Raw genomic sequence first — 17,826 nt, forward strand, 5'->3', positions numbered from 1 at the left:
CTGCCGAGCAAGCCGCGCATGGCGTTCCTCGCGTTGATAATCGACGATTCTCAACGGCTCCTTTGGCGGTTTGGCACGGCTCACTGTGGGCGGAGATACCTGAGCGCTACGATCCTCCTGCAGCCTGCTACAACCCGTTCGTGCGCTGGCGCGCAAAAGCCGCCCGGGGCGCATGGGAGACCAGCGGCTGCTGGCCTTCGTTTCCGGCGCATTCGAAAGGGGACTCGATGACCGCGGCATCGCCGCGCTACAGTGGGGACAAGCGCTGATCGAAGGGCGGCAATCGGCAATGACAGTCGACCGAACTTCGCTCTATCAGCTCGCCGGCACCCACTCCTTTGTGCGCGCGGGGTTCTTCCAGCCGATCTGATCGGCGACAATCCATGTTATCGAGAGGCGAGAATGTTCGCCTCAGCCTCCGCTGCACATCTCAGCGTTGGAGCAGACTCCGGTATTGGTTACCCGACCCGCTTCGTCACGCGTTTCGCGTTCGTGAGCTATCCACTGGGCGCGCGTCATGCAGACACGTTCGCGCTTGGCTCGCGAACCGGTAACGCGAAACGTTCTGCAAACCTTACGCTCGAGATCTTCCGTGGCTGCAGCCTTGCTGACGGCAGCTGTTTCTGCGGAACGAACGGCTTCGCCTTCGGTCGCCGTTCCGCCCTGAATCAAAAGCGCGGTCAAAATCAAAGAAAACATTCGGTCAACTCCTCGTCTCCCCAGCGTTGTAACCGGGTTTCACCTCGTTCGCAAATACTACAAAAAAAAGGGGCGGCCGAAGCCGCCCCTTCAAACTCCTGCACAAAATGCAGATTAGAACGTCAGACGCGCTGTAACAGAGAAACGACGTCCGAGCGGGTCATAGGTCGACGGATAAACGTTGCCGCTGTTGTACGCCGTCGAACCAATGTTGCTGCCGACAACTTTCGGCTTGTTGTTGAACAGGTTGATGATCCCTGCGGTGAACGAGAAGTTATCCGCTGCACGCCACACGGCGGTCAGATCGAAATAATGCTCGGCAGAGATCGAGCGGAATTCCGGGTTCGGTACGCAGCCACCCGGGTCCGCGCCTTCGTAATCAGGGCAGCCCTGATCAGCAACCGGCAGCAGAACACCATTATCGTCGCGGTTTTCCGCTTCGGCAGCCGCGAAGTCATTGGCGAGCTGGATCGGCTCGTACTGAACGCCGTCGATGTAGCGCCACCGCAGCGACAGATCGAAATCGTCGAACCGCAGCGTGGTGCGCTGCGTGAACGAGAACTCCGGCTGGATCGACGAGCAGTTGATGCTGTACAGCCCAACGCAATCACGGTTCAGGCCCTGCGGGTCATCCTGGTTCGCCTTGAACTCGGACCGGTTGGTCCAGTTGCCGGCGAACCCCAGGTCGAGCCCGGCGAAGCCGAGATCTGTGCTCCAGTTCATGGTCAGATCGATACCGTCGGTGAAGAGCCGGCCCTGGTTGGTCAGATTAAGCGGAAGGCCAGGTGTGGTCGCAACGCTCCCGAACAGGTTGCCGGTGGCCGGATTGCGGCGAATTGCCGTACATGCCGGATTGTTCGGCGAAGGATTGTTGTCGAAGCACGCCGCAAAAACGTCGCCGATGTTCGGTTCCGTAATCGCGTCTTCCAGCGTGATGTTGTAGTAATCGACCGTCATCGTGAAGTTACGGATGAAGTCCGGCTGGAAGACCGCACCGAGCGTCCACGTTTTCGCGTTTTCGGCATCGAGATCCGGGTTGCCGCCGGTGGTCACGTTGACCTGTCCAGCGGGGTCGACCTGAATGTTCCCGATCGAGTTCACCGGAGCGCCCTGCGCCAGGCAGATTGCGCGAAGGTTGGCGTCGTTAACCGGAGCCGAACCTGAGCACGGATCGGTGCCGAAGTTGTCCAGGCCGGTCGTGGGAACGTCGAACAGTTCTTCGATGTTCGGCGCACGCGTCACGCTCTGATAACCACCGCGAACCTGGAAGCTCGGGATCGGCGACCATGTACCGCCGACTTTCCAGGTATACTCGGTACCGGTGGTCGAATAGTCGGAGATACGTCCGCCAAGTTCCAGCGTCAGTTCATCGGCGAACGCGGTTCCGCGAGCGAGCGGAACGATGAGCTCACCGAAGACTTCCTTGACGTCATACGAACCTTCGGTATCGGGCGCTGCTGCCCCGTTACCGAGCACTTCGCCAGGCGTCTGCGACAGAAGATCGGAGCGGCTGAACGCGTAATAGTCGCGATACTCGCCGCCCAGCGCGATGCTGATCGGCTCCGAAGAAATGCCGAATCCGAGATCGCCGGCAATAAACGCCTGAACCTGGCTCAGTTCGGCGCCTTCGGTTCCGCTGTTCCCAACGTCGAGGAAATCGCGAACCGCAGGCGTCAGGCTGCCGAGCGGACCGAACAGATCGATCGGGACACAGCCATTGCTCGTGTCGAGGCATTCGTTCGGATCGGTGGCGAGCACAGCCTGCTGGAGGCGGGTCAGCGTACCATTGCCGGACTGACGAGAAACATTTTCGCTCTCACCATAAGCTCCGAAGACTTCCCAATCCAGAGTGTCGGTCAGAGGGCCACGCGCGCCGGCCTTCACCTGGAACAGACGGGTGCGATAGTCGTTCAGGCGCGGGCCGAACTCGACAAAGCGACGACCGTAATCGAGACCGACCGTCCGGTAGTTTGGATCGTTGGGATCGGTTGCCGTCGCTGCAGCGTCGCATTCTGCCTGCGAGAAGAGGCGTTGCGTACCTGGGGCGTCTCCATCGGTATCAAAGCCGCAGATCTGATTCCGGATGCCATCGCCCATGAAGGGGTTGGAGAGCGGCGTGTCCAGAACATTGCGGAACGTGCCAGACGGCGCAATGATCGTCGAGGTCGTGCTTTGCACGAACATGCCTTCGGTGAACACTTCGATCGCGTCAGATACTTCATAGCGCGCCGCGCCGTAGAGGCGGTACTGCTTCAGCGGCGTCTGATAGACATTGTACGGATTGAAGTTGAACGGCTCGTAGAACGGAACCAGCGAGTCGCCCTGCACCTGCAGCGTGCCACTGGTGGTGCCCGGAACTGTGATCACACTCGGCACGGCGGTGGACGAGCCACCTGCGTTGCCGCTGAACGAGCTAATATTGTTTACGCCATAGGGGCGGTCGCCCTGAAACACAGCATCGCGATTGGTGTAGCCGACGGCAAAAACGGCATTGCCGCGACCGTCCGCAAAGTTGCCGCCGACCAGCAAATCGGCACGGAAGGTGTGACCGTCACCCTCTTCGGTAATCTGGTTGCTGAGCGAAAGGTCGACGCCTTCGAAATCGCTCTTCGTAACGAAGTTGACAACGCCGGAAATGGCGTCCGCACCATAGGCCGCACCCGCGCCGCCGGTCAGAACATCCATGCGCTCAAGAAGAGCAACGGGAATGACGTCGATATTGGTCAGGCCGTTCAGGCCCTGGGGAACAAGGCGGGTGCCGTTCAGCAGGACGAGATTGCGATTTTCACCCAGGCCGCGGAGATTGACGTAAGTCGCACCACCATTGCCGTTGTTCACATTGGAACCGACGCTGGGAACGAGCCCGGGAATCTGCCGAAGCGATTCTTCCGGCGTGTTGGCCTGCTGAAGGCCGAGCTCTTCGCTGGTCACGACAGCGACGGGGCTGGCGTTTTCCAGGTTCGGGTTCTGAATGCGCGAGCCGGTGACGACGATCGTCTGACCGGTCTGAGCCTGAGCTCCTGCTTCGCTATCCTGCGCGAACGCCGGGGCGCTCGACAGGGCAAGACCGAGCGCGATAGGCGCTGCGCTGGCCTTGAGAATGGTTGAATTCTTCATGAGATCTCTATCCCCTTTGGATCCGCCCGAACTTGCGGGCTTCATGTTCTGCTGAGAACGAGGGTGCACTCCACACGCTCGCCTCGCTGGGGACAGGGATGCGCCACCTTTGCGTGTGTCGCAAATCCAAATGGGCCTGAGTGTCAAAGATTGGCCACGCATGTCGCCATTTTGCAACATTCGAAAAGCGACGCTTTCCCGCGCCATTGTACGAGGGGCGCGCTTGACCGTGTCCTTTTTGCTGCGTAACCAGTAGCAAAACGAAACTGGAGAGGAAGTCTATGTCAGCAGCCTATATCGTCGATGCCGTTCGCACGGCCGGGGGGCGCCGGGGTGGTCGGCTTGCCGGGGTTCATCCGGTGGATCTGGCGGCGAAATCGCTCGATGCGCTGGTTGCGCGGACCGGGATCGATCCCGCCAGCGTCGACGATGTCGTCATGGGCTGCGTCAGCCAGGCGGGCGAACAGTCGATGCATGTCGGCCGCAACGCGGTGCTGGCATCGAAGACCCTGCCGCAGTCGACCCCCGCGGTTACGATCGACCGGCAATGCGGGTCGAGCCAGCAGGCGATCCAGTTCGCGGCGCAGGCGGTGATGAGCGGGACGCAGGATGTCGTGATCGCCAGCGGCGTGGAAAGCATGAGCCGGGTGCCGATGGGCTCCACCGCGACATTCCACATGAAGGAAGGGCTGGGCACCTACAAGTCGCCGGGCCTGGAAGAGAAGTATCCCGGCGTCATGTGGTCGCAGTTCATGGGCGCCGAGATGATCGTGAACAAGCACGGTCTGACCAAGGACGATCTCGATCGTTTCGCACTCGACAGTCACCGCAAGGCAATCGCCGCGACCGAAGCCGGCGCGTTCGAAGCGGAGATCGTCCCGGTCGAGATCGAGACTGCCGAGGGCACCGAAATGCACAGGGTGGACGAAGGCATCCGGTTCGATGCCACGCTGGAAAGCATCGCCTCGGTCAAGCTGCTGAGCGAGAAGGGCACGATCACCGCGGCCACCGCCAGCCAGATCTGCGACGGGTCGAGCGCGGCCCTGATCGTTTCGGAAAAAGTACTGAAGGAACAGGGGCTGACCCCGCTGGCGCGGATCGTGAACCTGACCGTCACCGCCGGCGACCCGGTGATCATGCTGGAAGAACCGCTGTTCGCGACCGACAGGGCGCTGCAGCGCGCGGGTATGACGATCGACCAGATCGACCTGTTCGAGGTGAACGAGGCGTTCGCGCCGGTGCCGCTCGCCTGGCTGAAGCATACCGGGGCGGACCCGGACCGGCTCAACGTCAACGGCGGGGCGATCGCGCTCGGCCACCCGCTGGGCGCCAGCGGGACCAAGCTGATGGCGACGCTGGCCCACGCGCTGAAGGCGCGGGGCAAGCGTTATGGCCTGCAGACGATGTGCGAAGGCGGCGGCGTCGCCAACGTCACGATTATCGAGGCGCTTTGAACCGCCCGCAACTCGCGGCATAAGTGCCGGTTATCGGATACCATTGCACGATGCCTCCGCCGCAGCGGGGGCTCAGGAAGAGGATGAAGAAATGGAAGTCAGCAGCAATACTCCCGCAGTCGTGACCGGCGGCGCATCGGGCCTGGGCGAGGCCACGGCGCGCGCGCTCGCCGCCAAGGGCGCGAAAGTCGCGATCTTCGATCTGCAGGAAGAGAAGGGCAAGAAAGTCGCCGAAGAGATCGGCGGCGTGTTCTGCGAATGCAACGTGACGGAAGAGGCTTCGGTCGATGCGGCCTTCGCCAGGGCGCGCGAGGCGCATGGGCAGGAACGCATCCTGGTCAATTGCGCGGGCGTGGGCAACGCGATCAAGACGGCCAAGCGCGACCGGCAGACCGGCGAAATCAGCCACTTCCCGCTTGATGCTTTCAACTGGGTGATCCAGATCAACCTGGTCGGCACGTTCCGCTGCATCGCGAAATCGGCGGCCGGCATGATGACGCTCGACCCGCTGAGCGAGGATGGCGATCGCGGCGCAATCGTCAACACCGCCAGCGTCGCGGGCGAAGACGGGCAGATCGGCCAGGCGGCCTATTCCGCGTCGAAGGGTGGGGTGATCGGCATGACCCTGCCGATCGCGCGCGACCTGATGGGCGAGGGCATTCGCGTCAACACGATCCTGCCCGGCATCTTCAACACCCCGCTGATGAACGCCGCCCCGCCGCAGGTGAAGGAAGCGCTGGCGGCTTCGGTCCCGTTCCCCAAGCGGCTCGGCAATCCGGAAGAATATGCCAGGCTGGCGATGTGCATGATCGAAACCGGATACTTCAATGGAGAAGATGTGCGGCTCGACGGCGGCATTCGCATGGCGCCGCGTTGATCGCTTTCCTACAGCGTCCCTGCTGCGTTATAGTGGCGGGATGACCACAATTGGCGCCCCTGACCCGGTTCGTATTTGCGCCGGTTCGGGGGCGCCCGTTTTTTTGGGCCAGGACAGTGTAACATGCGGTCCATGTCTCACCGTTGCCGAGGGAGAAGGCGATGAGCGGCTATAGCCAGATCGGGCTCGATATCGACGAGGGGATCGCCACGATCACCCTCGACCGGCCGGAGAAGATGAACGCCTTCACCCGGACCATGATGGGCGAGATCGTCGATGCGATGGACTTCATCGACGGCGACGATGCGGTACGGGCCGTGATCTTCACCGGTGCGGGCGACCGGGCCTTCTGCGCGGGCGCGGACCTGACGCCGGAAGACGGGGCGAAGCCCTTTGCCTCCCAACAGCCGGTGGAGGATCTGTCCGATCCGGTGGTGCGCGACGGCGGCGGGCGGCTGACGCTGCGGCTGTTCAATGCGACCAAGCCGCTGATCGCGGCCTGCAACGGCGTTGCCGTGGGCGTGGGGGCGACGATGCAGCTGCCGATGGACATTCGATTGGCTTCCGACACGGCCCGATACGGTTTCGTCTTCGCGCGCCGGGGGATCGTGCCGGAAGCCTGTTCCAGCTGGTTCCTGCCGCGGCTCGTCGGCATGCAGCAGGCGCTCGAATGGACGTATACCGGGCGCATCTTCGATGCACAGGCCGCGCACGACGCCGGGCTGGTCCGCTCGGTCCATCCGGCAGATAAGCTGATGGGGGAGGCGCGGGCCCTCGCGCGGGAAATCGCCGACAACACATCGCCCGTGTCGATCGCGCTGACCCGCGCGATGATGTGGCGGCTTTCGGCTGCGGATCATCCGATGCACGCCCACCGGGTGGATAGCCGGGCGATCTATTCGATGGCGCGCACCGCCGATGCGGCCGAAGGGGTCGCGAGCTTCCTGGAAAAGCGACCGCCCGAATTCCCGATGAAGCCTTCGCGCGACATGCCGGCGTTCTACCCGTGGTGGGACGAACCCGAATATCGCTAGCCGGCTTGCCAAGCCGACCGGTTGCCTTAGAAACCATCCGATGACTGTAAAGGCCCGCCCGACCAAGCTCGACGAGTTCCTGCCCTACCAGCTTTCGATCGCCTCGAACGCCGCCAGCAACCGTATTGCGGAGGTCTATCGCAACCAGTTCGACCTGCGGATTCCCGAATGGCGGATCATGGCGGTTCTGGGCGATGCCGATTCCGCGACCCAGCGCGATCTGGCAGTGCGCACGGTGATGGACAAAGTGGCGGTGAACCGGGCCTGCCGCAGCCTGGAAGAGCGCGGCCTGGTGGAGCGCGAACCGAACGCCACCGACGGCCGATCGCATCACCTGGCGCTGACGGGGGAAGGGCGGGCGATGTACGACCGGATCATGCCGCTCGCGCGCGAGATGGAACAGCGCCTGTTCGCCGCCTTCACCGCGGAAGAGCGCGCGACCTTCAGCCGCATGCTTTCCCGGGTTCGCGAGCGGGCGGGCGAACTCGACCCCGACGACGACTTCGACGATCCCGTCGCCGGGTGACCTGTATCGCCGCTTGCCCGCCCCCAGGGCGGATCAGCGGCCCGGATTGGACGCGAAGGCGTCGCTGATCGAGCAGGCCGCCGGGCCGAGGATCACGATGAACAGGACCGGCAGGATGAACAGGATCAAGGGCACGGTCATGATCGCGGGCAGGCGCGCGGCCTTCTCTTCCGCGCGCATCATGCGCTCGTTGCGGAATTCGGCGGACAACACGCGCAGCGCCGAAGCGAGCGGCGTGCCGTAGCGCTCGGTCTGGACCATGGTCGTCACCACCCCGCGCATCGCCTCAAGATCGACGCGATAGGCAAGGTTTTCGAACGCCATCTTGCGTTCGGTGAGAAACGACAGCTCGATCGCGGTCAGGGCGAACTCGTCGCCCAGCTCGGGATAGGCACGGCCCAGTTCCTTCGCCACCCGGTTGAACGCGGTGTCGACCGTCAGGCCCGCCTCCGCGCAGATGACCAGAAGGTCGAGCGCATCGGGCAAGCCCTTGCGGATGATGTCGGTGCGCTTGCTGGCCTTGTTCTTCAGGAACAGTTCCGGCCCTTTGTATCCCAGGATCAGCAGGATCGCGACCGCACCGAACCGCTTCATCCCGCCCCAGTCGGGGAAGTAGTCGATCAGGTAGATCATCACGAAGCCCAGCCCGCCGAGCAGAAGCGGAAGGATGATCCGGCCCGCGACAACATAGACGGCCAGTTCCTTGTTGCGATAGCCGGCGTGCGCAAGCTGCTGCTGGATCGCCTCGATCTGGCTTTGCTGCAGGACCTTCATGCCCGAGAGCGTGTCCTTCACCCGCTCGGTCCCTTCGGACTTGCGGACGAGGCTCTGCCGCTTGCGGGCATTGACCTTGACGATGCCGGCTTTCAGTTCGTCGCGGCGGGCGTTCAGCGCCTTGACCCGGCGAGTCATCGGATCTCTCACCGTCACGGCGGCATAGATCGCGAACATTACCGCGACCGCGGCGATGCCCGCCAGGATCGAGCCGACGAGGATGACGTCGAAGCCGAGGAGCGTGGGGCCGGGGGGTGTATCGGGCATGTCCTGTCGTCCTCGCTCAGATCTCGAAGCTGACCATCTTGGCCATGATGAAGCCGCCGATGGACATCCACACCAGACCGCCCAGACCGGTAACGATCAGCCGCTCGTCTTCGAAGAAGCCTCCGACATATTCGGGATTGATCCACCAGATCATGCCGAAGACAAGGAACGGCAACGCGCCGACGATATAGGCCGAAGCTTTCGATTCCGAGCTCATCGCGCGGATCTTGAGCTTCATCTGGGAACGCTTGCGCAGAACGTCGGCAAGGTTCGACAGCGTTTCGGCCAGGTTGCCGCCCGTTTCGCGCTGGATCGCCAGCGCAATGCAGAAGAAGTTGAATTCCGCGATCGCCAGACGATCCGCGGTTTCCTGCAATGCCTCTTCCATCGACCGGCCGATCTTGATCCGTTCGACAACGCCCTTGAATTCGATCCCGACCGGGCCGGGCACTTCCTGTGCCACAACCTGCAGGGTTTCGGTCACCGGCAGGCCGGAACGCAAGCCGCGAACGAGCAGTTCGATGGCATCGGGGAAACGCGCGTTGAACGCATTGGTACGCTTCTTGATCAAATGACCCACGGCGAGGTGGGGAATACCCGCGCCGAGCAGCAGGCCCAGACCGAGCGAAAGCACAGGCGCGCCGGACCGAAGGTAGACGATCACCGCAACGCCCAGCGCCAGCCCCAGCGAGGTGTAGAAATACTGGGTAACCGTCCATTTCTTGCCCGTGCGATCGAGCCGCAGGGCGAGCGCGTCGATCCGGGAGGAAGACCCGGCCAGCTTGTGAACGGTCGGCTTTCGCGAAGCGATTGCCTTCTTCAGCTGCGATTCCATCTTGGCATCGGTGCTGTCGGAATGGCGGTAGCGCAGGGCATCAATGCGCCGCTGCGACTCTTTTGCGGCGGAAGGGCCCGCCACCAGCATGTAGCCGATGACCATCAGGGCCATGATCCCGCATCCGACCAGCAGAAGCTGGATGATATTCATGCGCGTATCCTGCCTTTCCCCTGCCGGCCGCTAGCGATAGCGCGTGCGACCGACGGTTCTTCGCAAATCAATCGGCCGGGGCCGCGACCTTCTTGCCCTTCTTGGCGAGAAGGGATTTGAGAGCGAGACTGCCGAGCAGCGATTTCTTGGCTGGTTCGTCGTCCATTTCCGCTTCGTCGCTGGCGCCGATCACCCGATCGGCCACCTGCCGCAGAGCCGCACTGGCCTTGCTCGACCGGTTCGCCTCCACGAATGTCTGACCCAGCTTGGCTGCATTGGCGGCGCTCTTCAGATCGAAGGGCACGGTGAAATCGAGCGCGCGCTCTATCGAAGCTTCGAAGTCGGCCTTGCTGATTTCGGTCGCACCGGGCTGAACCTTGTTTGCCACGACGACCGTTTGAACGTGCGCCGCGTTGGTCTTCAGCCACGAGAGGATGCGGATCGTGTCGCGCGCCGATGCAAGCGTCATTTCCGTCGCAAGAACCACGACGTTCACTTCCGCCAGCAGGTGCGGGAAATTGATCAGCATGTTGCGCGGCAGATCGATCACGGTCATTTCGAATGCCTGGCGGAATTCCTCCTCCAGTTGCACGAATGCCGAGCCGTCTGTCATCAGGGGCGCATTGATCGGCGCTTCTGCCGACAGAATGGCGAGATTGTCGTTCGCGCGGATCATTGCCCGCTCGATAAACAGACCGTCGATCCGGCTCGGGTTATCGATCGCGTCGGTCAGGCCCCGGCCGGGTTCGAGATCCAGCGCCAGCGCGCCGGTTCCGAAATGTACGTCCAGATCGAGCAACGCGGTCGGCAGGTCGTGATCTGTGCTGAAGAGCCAGGCGAGCGAAGTCGACAGAGTCGATGCACCAACGCCGCCACGTGTGCCGACAACGGCCGTCGAAATGTGCCGTTTTGCTGTCGTCGGATCGCTCGTACGGGGGGCGGCGAACACCGCCTGAGCCTGATTGAGGGAATCGCGAAGCTGGCCGGCGGACAGGGGTTTGAGCAGATAATCGTGAATACCGCTGGCAAGCAGGTCGCGGTAAAGCCGCACGTCGTTCACCTGACCGATGGCAATCACGACGGTGCCCGGCTCGCACACTTCGGCCAGGGCATTGATGTCGTTAAGCGGATCGCCGCTTTCGGACAGATCGACCATCAGGATGTTGGGGCTCGCCGCGACAGAAAGCGACTGAACGGCGTTGCGCAGCCCGCCACGGGCGCACTTTTCCGTCTGCCAGCCCATTTCGACGACAACCGGGCGCAACACGTCGAGCGCGGCCTCGTCGCACATGAAAGCGGCGAACGGATCGCGGTTTCCGCTGGGTTTCCAAGGTGCGTTCATGGCTCAGTTTCCTCCGGTGCCCGACGAAGACAGGGCACCTGCGCCGGTCGGTGTCTGCTCGCGGTAGCTGGTGATCGCTTTGCTCGCACTCATGACCACGGTTTCGCCTGTCCCGGATTGTCCGCTGATCAGGTCTTCCGGGTTGGCGACCATTGCGGCCATGTTGCTGTTGACAGCGCAGCCGTAATTGGGGTGCGTGCCGTTGCTGTAGTTCATATCCGACTTGGCGGACCAGTCGGGGCATCCAGGCACTTCCGCAACCGATCGTGTCACCACGACCCGCACTGTGCCGGGCTGAACGAAACCGACTGTAACCGGCGCACCTTCGCTCAGCAGGATACCGTGACGACCCGCCAGTTTCGCGATGGCTTCGCGCGTTGCGTCGCTGACGGCGACATCGTCGATGGCGACCCGATCGCCGTAACGCAGATCCACCGTCTTGAACCAGTCGGACAGGCGCTGCTGTTCGGAGATCGGAAGACCGCCCGCGCTTGCCTGAACGTCGAGCGTGTAATTGGTGCGCTCCACCACGGGCTGCTTGGTCGAATAGAGGCTGGCGTTCTGCGGCATGCCGCCGCAGGCTGCCAGAGACAGGCCAAGCGAGATGGCGAGCGCGCCGGCGAATTTGCGATTGATTGCCTTGGGCATGGTGTTCACCTTTCTCACTTCAGGCTAAAGCCGGGAGCTGCATTTCCACGGTCGCGCCGCTGGGACCCCGCCGAACCCGGAAGCACTGCCTGCGGATCGATACGCGACACCTCCGGTTGAGGCGCATCGCGATCGACAGTCGTGGGGGCAGGCCTGCGTTCTCCGCTCACCCCGGCGTTTTCCTGGAACCCGAACAGGCCGGCGGCCTCATTGGGGGCGTGGAAGCCGTCGGTCGGCAAGCGGATGTCCTTGGCGTCGACCGGAGTCACCAGGTATGGTGTCACGACGATGACCAGCTCGGTCTCGCCCTTGCGGAACTGACGCGAGCGGAACAGGTTGCCGAGGATCGGCACGTCGCCAATGCCAGGTGCCTTGTCGATCGTGCTCTGGGCATTGTTGCTCATCAGACCGGCAATCATGAAGCTCTGGCCCGATCCCAGTTCGACCGTCGTTTCCGCGCGGCGGATCGTCAGCGCCGGGATCTGGAAGCCTTCCAGCGTCACCGCGCCCTGGCTCGACAGCTCGGACACCTCTGGCCGCACGCGGATGGAAATCCGGCCATTGGCCAGAACCGTCGGCGTGTAGGCCAGGCTCACGCCGAACTTGCGGTACTCCACCGACGTGGTGCCAAGGCCCTGGCTGATCGGAATGGGAAATTCCCCGCCGGCAAGAAAATCGGCCGTCTCGCCCGACAGTGCGGTAAGGTTCGGTTGCGACAGGGTGGTCAGCAGACCGTTGCGTTCCGCAAGGTCGAGAGCGCCGGCCAGATCGAGGCCGAGAAACTTGCCGAACCCCGAAAGCGTCGTCCCGCCTTCGATCCCCGTCACCACGGTCGTGCCTTCGGTCGCCTCGGTCACGCCGGAGAAAACGCCGCCGCCGGGGGCGTACTGCGGGAACGGCGAACGACCGGTAGCGACGCCAAACTTGAACCCGCTCGACCCGTCGAACGATGCCAGATTGGCACCAATGGCCCGCACCAGCGATCGACTGACTTCGGCGAACCGGACTTGCAGGTTGACCTGAAGCGGCGTCGCCATCTTCAGCCGGCTGATGACGTTCATTTCGTCGCCGACGAATGCCTGAACCAGGCGTTCCGCTTCGGCCGCATCTTCAGGGGCTGCTACAGTGCCGGTAAGCAGCACGGTATTGGCACCCATCGTCGCGACGGAGATCTGCGCTTCGGGCATTGCCAGGGTCAGCATCTGCGGGATGCTGTCGATGTTCGAACCCACCCGGACATTTGCCGACCAGATGATGTCGCCCGCTGCGTTGCTGGCGTAGATCGTCGTCTCGCCGCCTGCCTTGCCGAAGACATAGAGCTGACGCTGCGATTTGACCTGCACGTCAGCCACCGATTCATTGGCCACGAAAATGTCGGCCATCGATCCGGGGACATTGATCAATTCGCCCCGACCGATCGACAGAACGATGTTCTGGGTCGGCCTGGCGACTGTCTGGGCGCTGGCAGCGGGGGCGTGCAATGCACCAAGCGGTGCCAGCGTTACCCCTGCGCACAGTGCGGCTGCGAGAAGGCGGCGTTCCATAGGTTTGCCTTTCGATTGCCCGCCGCGCTCGCGGCAGGGGGAATGTGTGCGATTCAGGCGCATGTTCATTTCTTCCCGACCGGAACTTCGACGGTGTCCTTGCCGCGCGTCACCCGAACGACGGGGCCGCTGGGGGCAGGGGCATTGGTGGAATAGCTGTCGCTGGAACCGCGAGGCGCAGGCGCTGTGCTGGGCGCGCTGGACCGGGTTGCCGGCATGCTCGAGCGCTGGAAGCGCGACACATCGCCGCCGGTCACGAAGCTGGCGCCCTGGTCGATCGGCCGCGCCATTGCTTCGCGCAGCAGCTTCTCTTCCTGTTCGGGGGTGGCGTCGTCCGGCACCTTGATGTCGCCGGCTGCGATCGCACGTTCGAGTTCGGACTGGCTGTCGGCGATGGCGCGCAGCGACAGGCTCAGCGTTCCGATGGTCTGTGCAACGGCGACTTTCTCGGCAATCTTCGGCGTCACTTCCAGCGTGACCGTGCGGAAGGCGCGCACCACCGTCTTGCCGTCGACCGTATCCTGGGTCGTCGACTGATCGGTTGCGAGAACCCGCAGGTTGCGCAGGATGGTTTCGGAGGCTTTCAGCGACTGGCCGTCTTCGCCCTTCACCGCCTGGGTCAGCACGAGGTCCACCCGGTCGCCCGGGAAGACAAAGCCGGCAACGCCGGTCTTGGCCGAAACCGGCACCGTCACGGCCCGCATCCCCGGACCCAGCGCGGCGGCGAGGAAGCCGCTGTCGCCGGGGCTGACGAGCGAGCCTTGCGTTACCGGCTCACCCGCAGTGATGGGATGGCGCACGACAGTCCCGAGCAATTCGGACATGTCCGATTCGCCATCGAGAAAGTAGGCGTCCTGCACCAGCTCTTCGGGCCACATCTGGAAGCCGAGCGCATCGGCGGTAATGATCGTGCCCGTCGGCAACGCACGCTGCGCGACGAGCACTTTGGGTCCTTGCGGAACCGGCGCCGCCGCCTCGGCACGCGGCGCGGAGGCCCCGGCAAACATGCTGCGGGCCGCAAGTGCCGTGGCGATCGCGATCACCAGCGCACCGAGCAGCAGAACCAGCTTCTTCCTGTCCATGGCTTAACAAGCCCCCTCGTATTGCCCGCGACCGATGCGAGCGGATATGGTTTCCGGCTCTAGAGGCCGACTGGTTAAAATCGGGTTCACCCCGAAATTGGCGGGATTCCGGCAGATGGCAGATAATGGGTGCAAAGAACCCACAGACCGCCGAACGAAATTGCGACGCCGTAAGGCACGGCAAGCCGGTCGCGCTGGCGTCGCATGACGTGCCAGGCGCCCAGCACCACAGTCAGCAAACCGCCGGCCAGAGCCATCACGATCAGCAGCTGCATGAAGATGCCCGGCTCGATCCACAGCGCGAGCGCGGTCAGCAGCTTGACGTCGCCGCCACCCATCCACCCCAGTGCGAACAGCCCGGCGAGCACGCCGAACACGGCGAGCGCAACGCCCAGTTGCATGGCCATGTCGGGCCAGAGCGAGACGCCGCTGGCCCACCAGAAAAGCGGTGCACCCAGCGCGATGGAAAGCGTCAGCCAATTGTCGATCTGGCGCCGCCGGATATCGGTGAACGCGGCAATGACCAGTGCGATTGCCAAGCCTGCGAGCAGTACGTAGTGGAATTGGCCTTCCGGCATCGGAACCCCCGAATTTCCCCCTGGGGCTTCGATATTAAAGTTAATGGCTTACCAAACGGTAACCACGTCCAGGAGAGCGGACATCAGTTCCACCGAGCAATCCCAGCCGGACCCCGGCCGGATCGATCGCCGGGCGATTCCTTCGCATGCGGTGGAAAGCAGCTGGGAGACACCGGACGCGCACCCCATTCGCCGGATCGACTGGCCCGGTGCCGGCGAGACACCGCGCGGATCGATCCTGTTCCTGCCCGGGCGCGGCGACTGTTACGAAAAGTATCTGGAATCGCTGGAGCAATGGCATCGCGCGGGATGGCGCGTGACCGCCTCTGACTGGCGCGGACAGGCGGGTTCCGGCCGGCTGGGCAACGATCGGGTGACGGGTCACATCGACGATTTTGCCCTGTGGGTCGATGACGTCGCGCATCTTTGGCAGAGCTGGAAGGCGCAGACCCCGGCGCCCCACATCCTGATGGGCCATTCGATGGGCGGGCATCTGGTTCTGCGCGCAATGGCCGAACAGCGGGTCGATCCCGACGCTGCGGTCCTGTCCGCTCCGATGCTCGGCTTTTACGGCAGCGTTCTGCCGGTTAGCTGGATGCACCGTATCGCCGATACGATGAAGCGTTTCGGCGACCCTGCCCGCCCTGCATGGAAATGGAGCGAAAAACCGGGGGAAGTGCCCGTCACGCGGATCAATCTGCTGACCCATGACGAGGAGCGATATCAGGACGAGCTGTGGTGGCGGGAGAACCGGCCGGAGCTGGTCATGGGGCCGGGCAGCTGGGGATGGGTGGAGCGCGCCTACGAATCGATGCGGTCGCTCGACCGGCCGGATGTCCTGGAAGCTATTCGCGTGCCCATTCTCCTTCTCGGAACCTCCAACGACAAGCTGGTCGACATGATTGCGATCGAAGCGGCTGCACGCCGGCTGCCGGCGGGGGAACTGCTGAAGTTCGGCGACGAAGCACGGCACGAGATTCTGCGCGAAGTCGATCCGGTGCGCGATCGGGCGATGGCCGCTATCGCGAGCTTCCTCGATCGCGCAGCCGGTTCCGGTCAAGATGAAGGATAGCTGGGGTTTGGCGGAGCAGTTCGATATTGCCGTGATCGGCGCCGGCATGGCCGGGGCAAGCCTCGCCGCCGAGCTGGCTCCCCACGCCCGGGTTCTGATGCTGGAGGGTGAAGACCGTCCCGGCTATCACGCAACCGGGCGATCGGCTGCATTCTGGGAAGAATGTTACGGCGGGCAGGGCATCGTCCCTCTCACGCTCGCATCCGGGCCCTATCTGCGAGAGAACGGCTTCCTCGCCCCGCGCGGCGCGCTGTATATCGGAACGACCGGAGACACTGCGGCGCTGGATGCGTTTATGGAGCGTTTCACCGATAGCGGCGCCACGCTGGAGCGGCTCGACAGGTCGCGGCTGGAAGCGCTCGTTCCCGGGCTCCACCCCGAATGGGTAGAGGGGATTTGGGAAGAAGCATGTGCCGATATCGACGTGGCCGGCCTTCACGCTCACTATCTCGCCGCGTTCAGCAAGGCCGGCGGGCAGCTAGAAGTCCGCTCTCGCGTCACGGAAGCGGCACGAGGTGCTGCCGGATGGTCGATCGCGACCGAACGCGGGGACCGGTTCGGAGCGGCGATCCTGGTCAACGCGGCAGGTGCATGGGCGGACGAGGTTGCGGCACTGGCGGACATCGCCCCGCTCGGCATTTCACCGCTACAGCGCACGGTCGCGCAATTGCGGGTCGACCCGCCGGTGGCAGAAGACCTCCCGCTGGTTCTGGATATTTCGGGGGCTTTCTACTTCAAGCCGGAGAGCGGGCGGCTCTGGCTCAGCCCGCAGGATGAAACACCCTCACCGCCCTGCGACACGGCGGCCGACGAATTGCCTGTGGCCCAGGCGATCGCCAGTCTGGAAAGCGTGGTCGACTGGCGGATCCAGGCTGTCGAACGCAAGTGGGCCGGGTTGCGAAGTTTTGCCCCCGATCGCCGGCCGATCTATGGCTTCGACCCGGCAGACGACGCCTTCTTCTGGTTCGCCGGACAGGGCGGGTTCGGCATCCAGACCTCGCCCGCGGCGGCGCGATTGGGGGCGCAACTGCTGCTCGGGCATGAGCGCGATGCCATGACCGCCACGCTCGATACGAAACTTTACGCGCCCGGCCGATTTTCCTGATCGGACGCGGCTGGCAATCGGACTGACATTTGTTAGGGTGCCCCCGGTTTTCACCTTCCGGGAGGAGTTTTCACGATGGCTCACCACTTCAAGATCAAGAAGAACAAGGCCGGCGAATTCGTCGCCTACTTCATGTACAATTCGGAACCGATTTTCTGGACCGAAGGCTATTCGAGCAAGGCCAGCGCCAAGAATGCGATCGAATCGGTCAAGACGAACGGCCCCGACGCGGAAACTGTCGACGAAAGCTGATCCCCTGGCGGGCTAGCCCGCCTTTTCACGAGCGATACGGTCCGCCTCGTCACTGGCGAGGCGGTCCACTCGTTCGTTTTCAGGATGGCCGTTGTGGCCTTTCACCCAGCGCCAGGTCATCTCGTGGCGCGCCGCGGCGTCGATCAGTTCGTGCCACAGATCGGCGTTGCGAACGGGCTTCTTGCTAGCGTTCGTCCACCCTCGGCGCTGCCACCCGGCAACCCATTTCGTGATGCCGTCGAGCACGTACTTGCTGTCGGAATAGAGCGTCACGCGGCAAGGCTCGGTCAACGCGTCGAGCCCGCGTATGGCGGCGGTCAATTCCATCCGGTTGTTGGTCGTGTCGCTTTCGGCGCCGGCCAGTTCCTTCTCGTGCCGGCCCAGACGCAACAACGCCGCCCAGCCTCCGGGGCCGGGGTTGCCCTTGCACGCGCCGTCGGTGAAAATTTCGACCTGCTTCATATCCA

The 17,826-nt window shown here is 63.4% G+C and carries 18 protein-coding genes; 8 read left to right on the forward strand and 10 right to left on the reverse strand.

Annotated features, from left to right (window positions below):
* The first annotated feature begins 172 nt into the window (after positions 1-172).
* Positions 173-370 carry a hypothetical protein gene (locus tag AM2010_RS01865; protein ID WP_047805626.1) on the forward strand — a complete coding sequence of 66 codons (198 nt, stop codon included), beginning with the start codon at positions 173-175 and terminating at the stop codon, positions 368-370.
* Between the two features lie 41 nt (positions 371-411).
* On the opposite strand, the gene AM2010_RS01870 is transcribed toward AM2010_RS01865, so the two are convergent.
* Positions 412-699, reverse strand: a complete 288-nt coding sequence (locus tag AM2010_RS01870; RefSeq protein WP_047805627.1) for a hypothetical protein — start codon at positions 697-699, stop codon at positions 412-414.
* Positions 700-813: 114 nt separating this feature from the next.
* Complete coding sequence (locus AM2010_RS01875; protein ID WP_244881990.1) at positions 814-4,023, reverse strand: TonB-dependent receptor domain-containing protein; 3,210 nt, start codon at positions 4,021-4,023, stop codon at positions 814-816.
* Between the two features lie 74 nt (positions 4,024-4,097).
* On the opposite strand from AM2010_RS01875, the gene AM2010_RS01880 reads away from it, so the two are divergent.
* The 4 genes from AM2010_RS01880 to AM2010_RS01895 all read left to right on the forward strand — a co-directional run bounded on the left by AM2010_RS01880 (position 4,098) and on the right by AM2010_RS01895 (position 7,707).
* The gene (locus AM2010_RS01880; protein WP_047805629.1) at positions 4,098-5,270 is read left to right on the forward strand and encodes an acetyl-CoA C-acetyltransferase; all 1,173 of its coding nucleotides are present in this window, start codon (positions 4,098-4,100) and stop codon (positions 5,268-5,270) included.
* Between the two features lie 91 nt (positions 5,271-5,361).
* Positions 5,362-6,147: an SDR family NAD(P)-dependent oxidoreductase gene (locus tag AM2010_RS01885; protein ID WP_047807613.1), complete on the forward strand. Its 786-nt coding sequence runs from the start codon at positions 5,362-5,364 to the stop codon at positions 6,145-6,147.
* A 161-nt stretch (positions 6,148-6,308) separates the two neighbouring features.
* A complete protein-coding gene (locus AM2010_RS01890) occupies positions 6,309-7,181 on the forward strand; it encodes a crotonase/enoyl-CoA hydratase family protein (RefSeq protein ID WP_047805630.1) in 873 nt (290 codons plus the stop codon).
* Between the two features lie 40 nt (positions 7,182-7,221).
* The gene (locus AM2010_RS01895; protein ID WP_047805631.1) at positions 7,222-7,707 is read left to right on the forward strand and encodes a MarR family winged helix-turn-helix transcriptional regulator; all 486 of its coding nucleotides are present in this window, start codon (positions 7,222-7,224) and stop codon (positions 7,705-7,707) included.
* A gap of 33 nt (positions 7,708-7,740) precedes the next feature.
* On the opposite strand, the gene AM2010_RS01900 is transcribed toward AM2010_RS01895, so the two are convergent.
* The 7 genes from AM2010_RS01900 to AM2010_RS01930 form a co-directional block, all read right to left on the reverse strand.
* Positions 7,741-8,748, reverse strand: a complete 1,008-nt coding sequence (locus AM2010_RS01900) for a type II secretion system F family protein (protein ID WP_047805632.1) — start codon at positions 8,746-8,748, stop codon at positions 7,741-7,743.
* 16 nt (positions 8,749-8,764) lie between these two features.
* Positions 8,765-9,736 carry a type II secretion system F family protein gene (locus AM2010_RS01905; protein ID WP_047805633.1) on the reverse strand — a complete coding sequence of 324 codons (972 nt, stop codon included), beginning with the start codon at positions 9,734-9,736 and terminating at the stop codon, positions 8,765-8,767.
* Positions 9,737-9,803: 67 nt separating this feature from the next.
* Positions 9,804-11,078 carry a pilus assembly protein CpaE gene (locus AM2010_RS01910; protein WP_047805634.1) on the reverse strand — a complete coding sequence of 425 codons (1,275 nt, stop codon included), beginning with the start codon at positions 11,076-11,078 and terminating at the stop codon, positions 9,804-9,806.
* A gap of 3 nt (positions 11,079-11,081) precedes the next feature.
* On the reverse strand, positions 11,082-11,744 hold the full coding sequence (locus AM2010_RS01915; RefSeq protein WP_338047413.1) for a CpaD family pilus assembly protein: 663 nt from the start codon (positions 11,742-11,744) through the stop codon (positions 11,082-11,084).
* Entirely contained in the window at positions 11,741-13,270 is a 1,530-nt protein-coding gene (locus tag AM2010_RS01920; RefSeq protein WP_082132951.1) for a type II and III secretion system protein family protein, read from the reverse strand. The genes AM2010_RS01915 and AM2010_RS01920 overlap by 4 nt, the downstream gene beginning before the upstream one ends.
* A gap of 65 nt (positions 13,271-13,335) precedes the next feature.
* Entirely contained in the window at positions 13,336-14,352 is a 1,017-nt protein-coding gene (gene cpaB / locus AM2010_RS01925; protein ID WP_047805637.1) for a Flp pilus assembly protein CpaB, read from the reverse strand.
* Positions 14,353-14,438: 86 nt separating this feature from the next.
* Positions 14,439-14,930: an A24 family peptidase gene (locus tag AM2010_RS01930; protein WP_047805638.1), complete on the reverse strand. Its 492-nt coding sequence runs from the start codon at positions 14,928-14,930 to the stop codon at positions 14,439-14,441.
* Between the two features lie 43 nt (positions 14,931-14,973).
* Between AM2010_RS01930 and AM2010_RS01935 the strand changes: the two genes are divergently transcribed.
* The 3 genes from AM2010_RS01935 to AM2010_RS13930 all read left to right on the forward strand — a co-directional run bounded on the left by AM2010_RS01935 (position 14,974) and on the right by AM2010_RS13930 (position 17,359).
* Entirely contained in the window at positions 14,974-16,002 is a 1,029-nt protein-coding gene (locus AM2010_RS01935; protein WP_082132771.1) for an alpha/beta fold hydrolase, read from the forward strand.
* The gene (locus AM2010_RS01940) at positions 15,992-17,107 is read left to right on the forward strand and encodes an NAD(P)/FAD-dependent oxidoreductase (protein WP_047805639.1); all 1,116 of its coding nucleotides are present in this window, start codon (positions 15,992-15,994) and stop codon (positions 17,105-17,107) included. Before AM2010_RS01935 ends, AM2010_RS01940 begins: the two co-directional genes overlap by 11 nt.
* A 75-nt stretch (positions 17,108-17,182) precedes the next feature.
* On the forward strand, positions 17,183-17,359 hold the full coding sequence (locus tag AM2010_RS13930; RefSeq protein ID WP_082132772.1) for a YegP family protein: 177 nt from the start codon (positions 17,183-17,185) through the stop codon (positions 17,357-17,359).
* Between the two features lie 12 nt (positions 17,360-17,371).
* Here the strand turns inward: AM2010_RS13930 and rnhA are convergent, their stop codons facing one another.
* The gene (gene rnhA, locus AM2010_RS01945) at positions 17,372-17,821 is read right to left on the reverse strand and encodes a ribonuclease HI (protein ID WP_047807615.1); all 450 of its coding nucleotides are present in this window, start codon (positions 17,819-17,821) and stop codon (positions 17,372-17,374) included.
* Between the last annotated feature and the right edge of the window lie 5 nt (positions 17,822-17,826).

The sequence above is a fragment of the Pelagerythrobacter marensis genome (genome assembly GCF_001028625.1).
Lineage (GTDB): Bacteria > Pseudomonadota > Alphaproteobacteria > Sphingomonadales > Sphingomonadaceae > Pelagerythrobacter > Pelagerythrobacter marensis.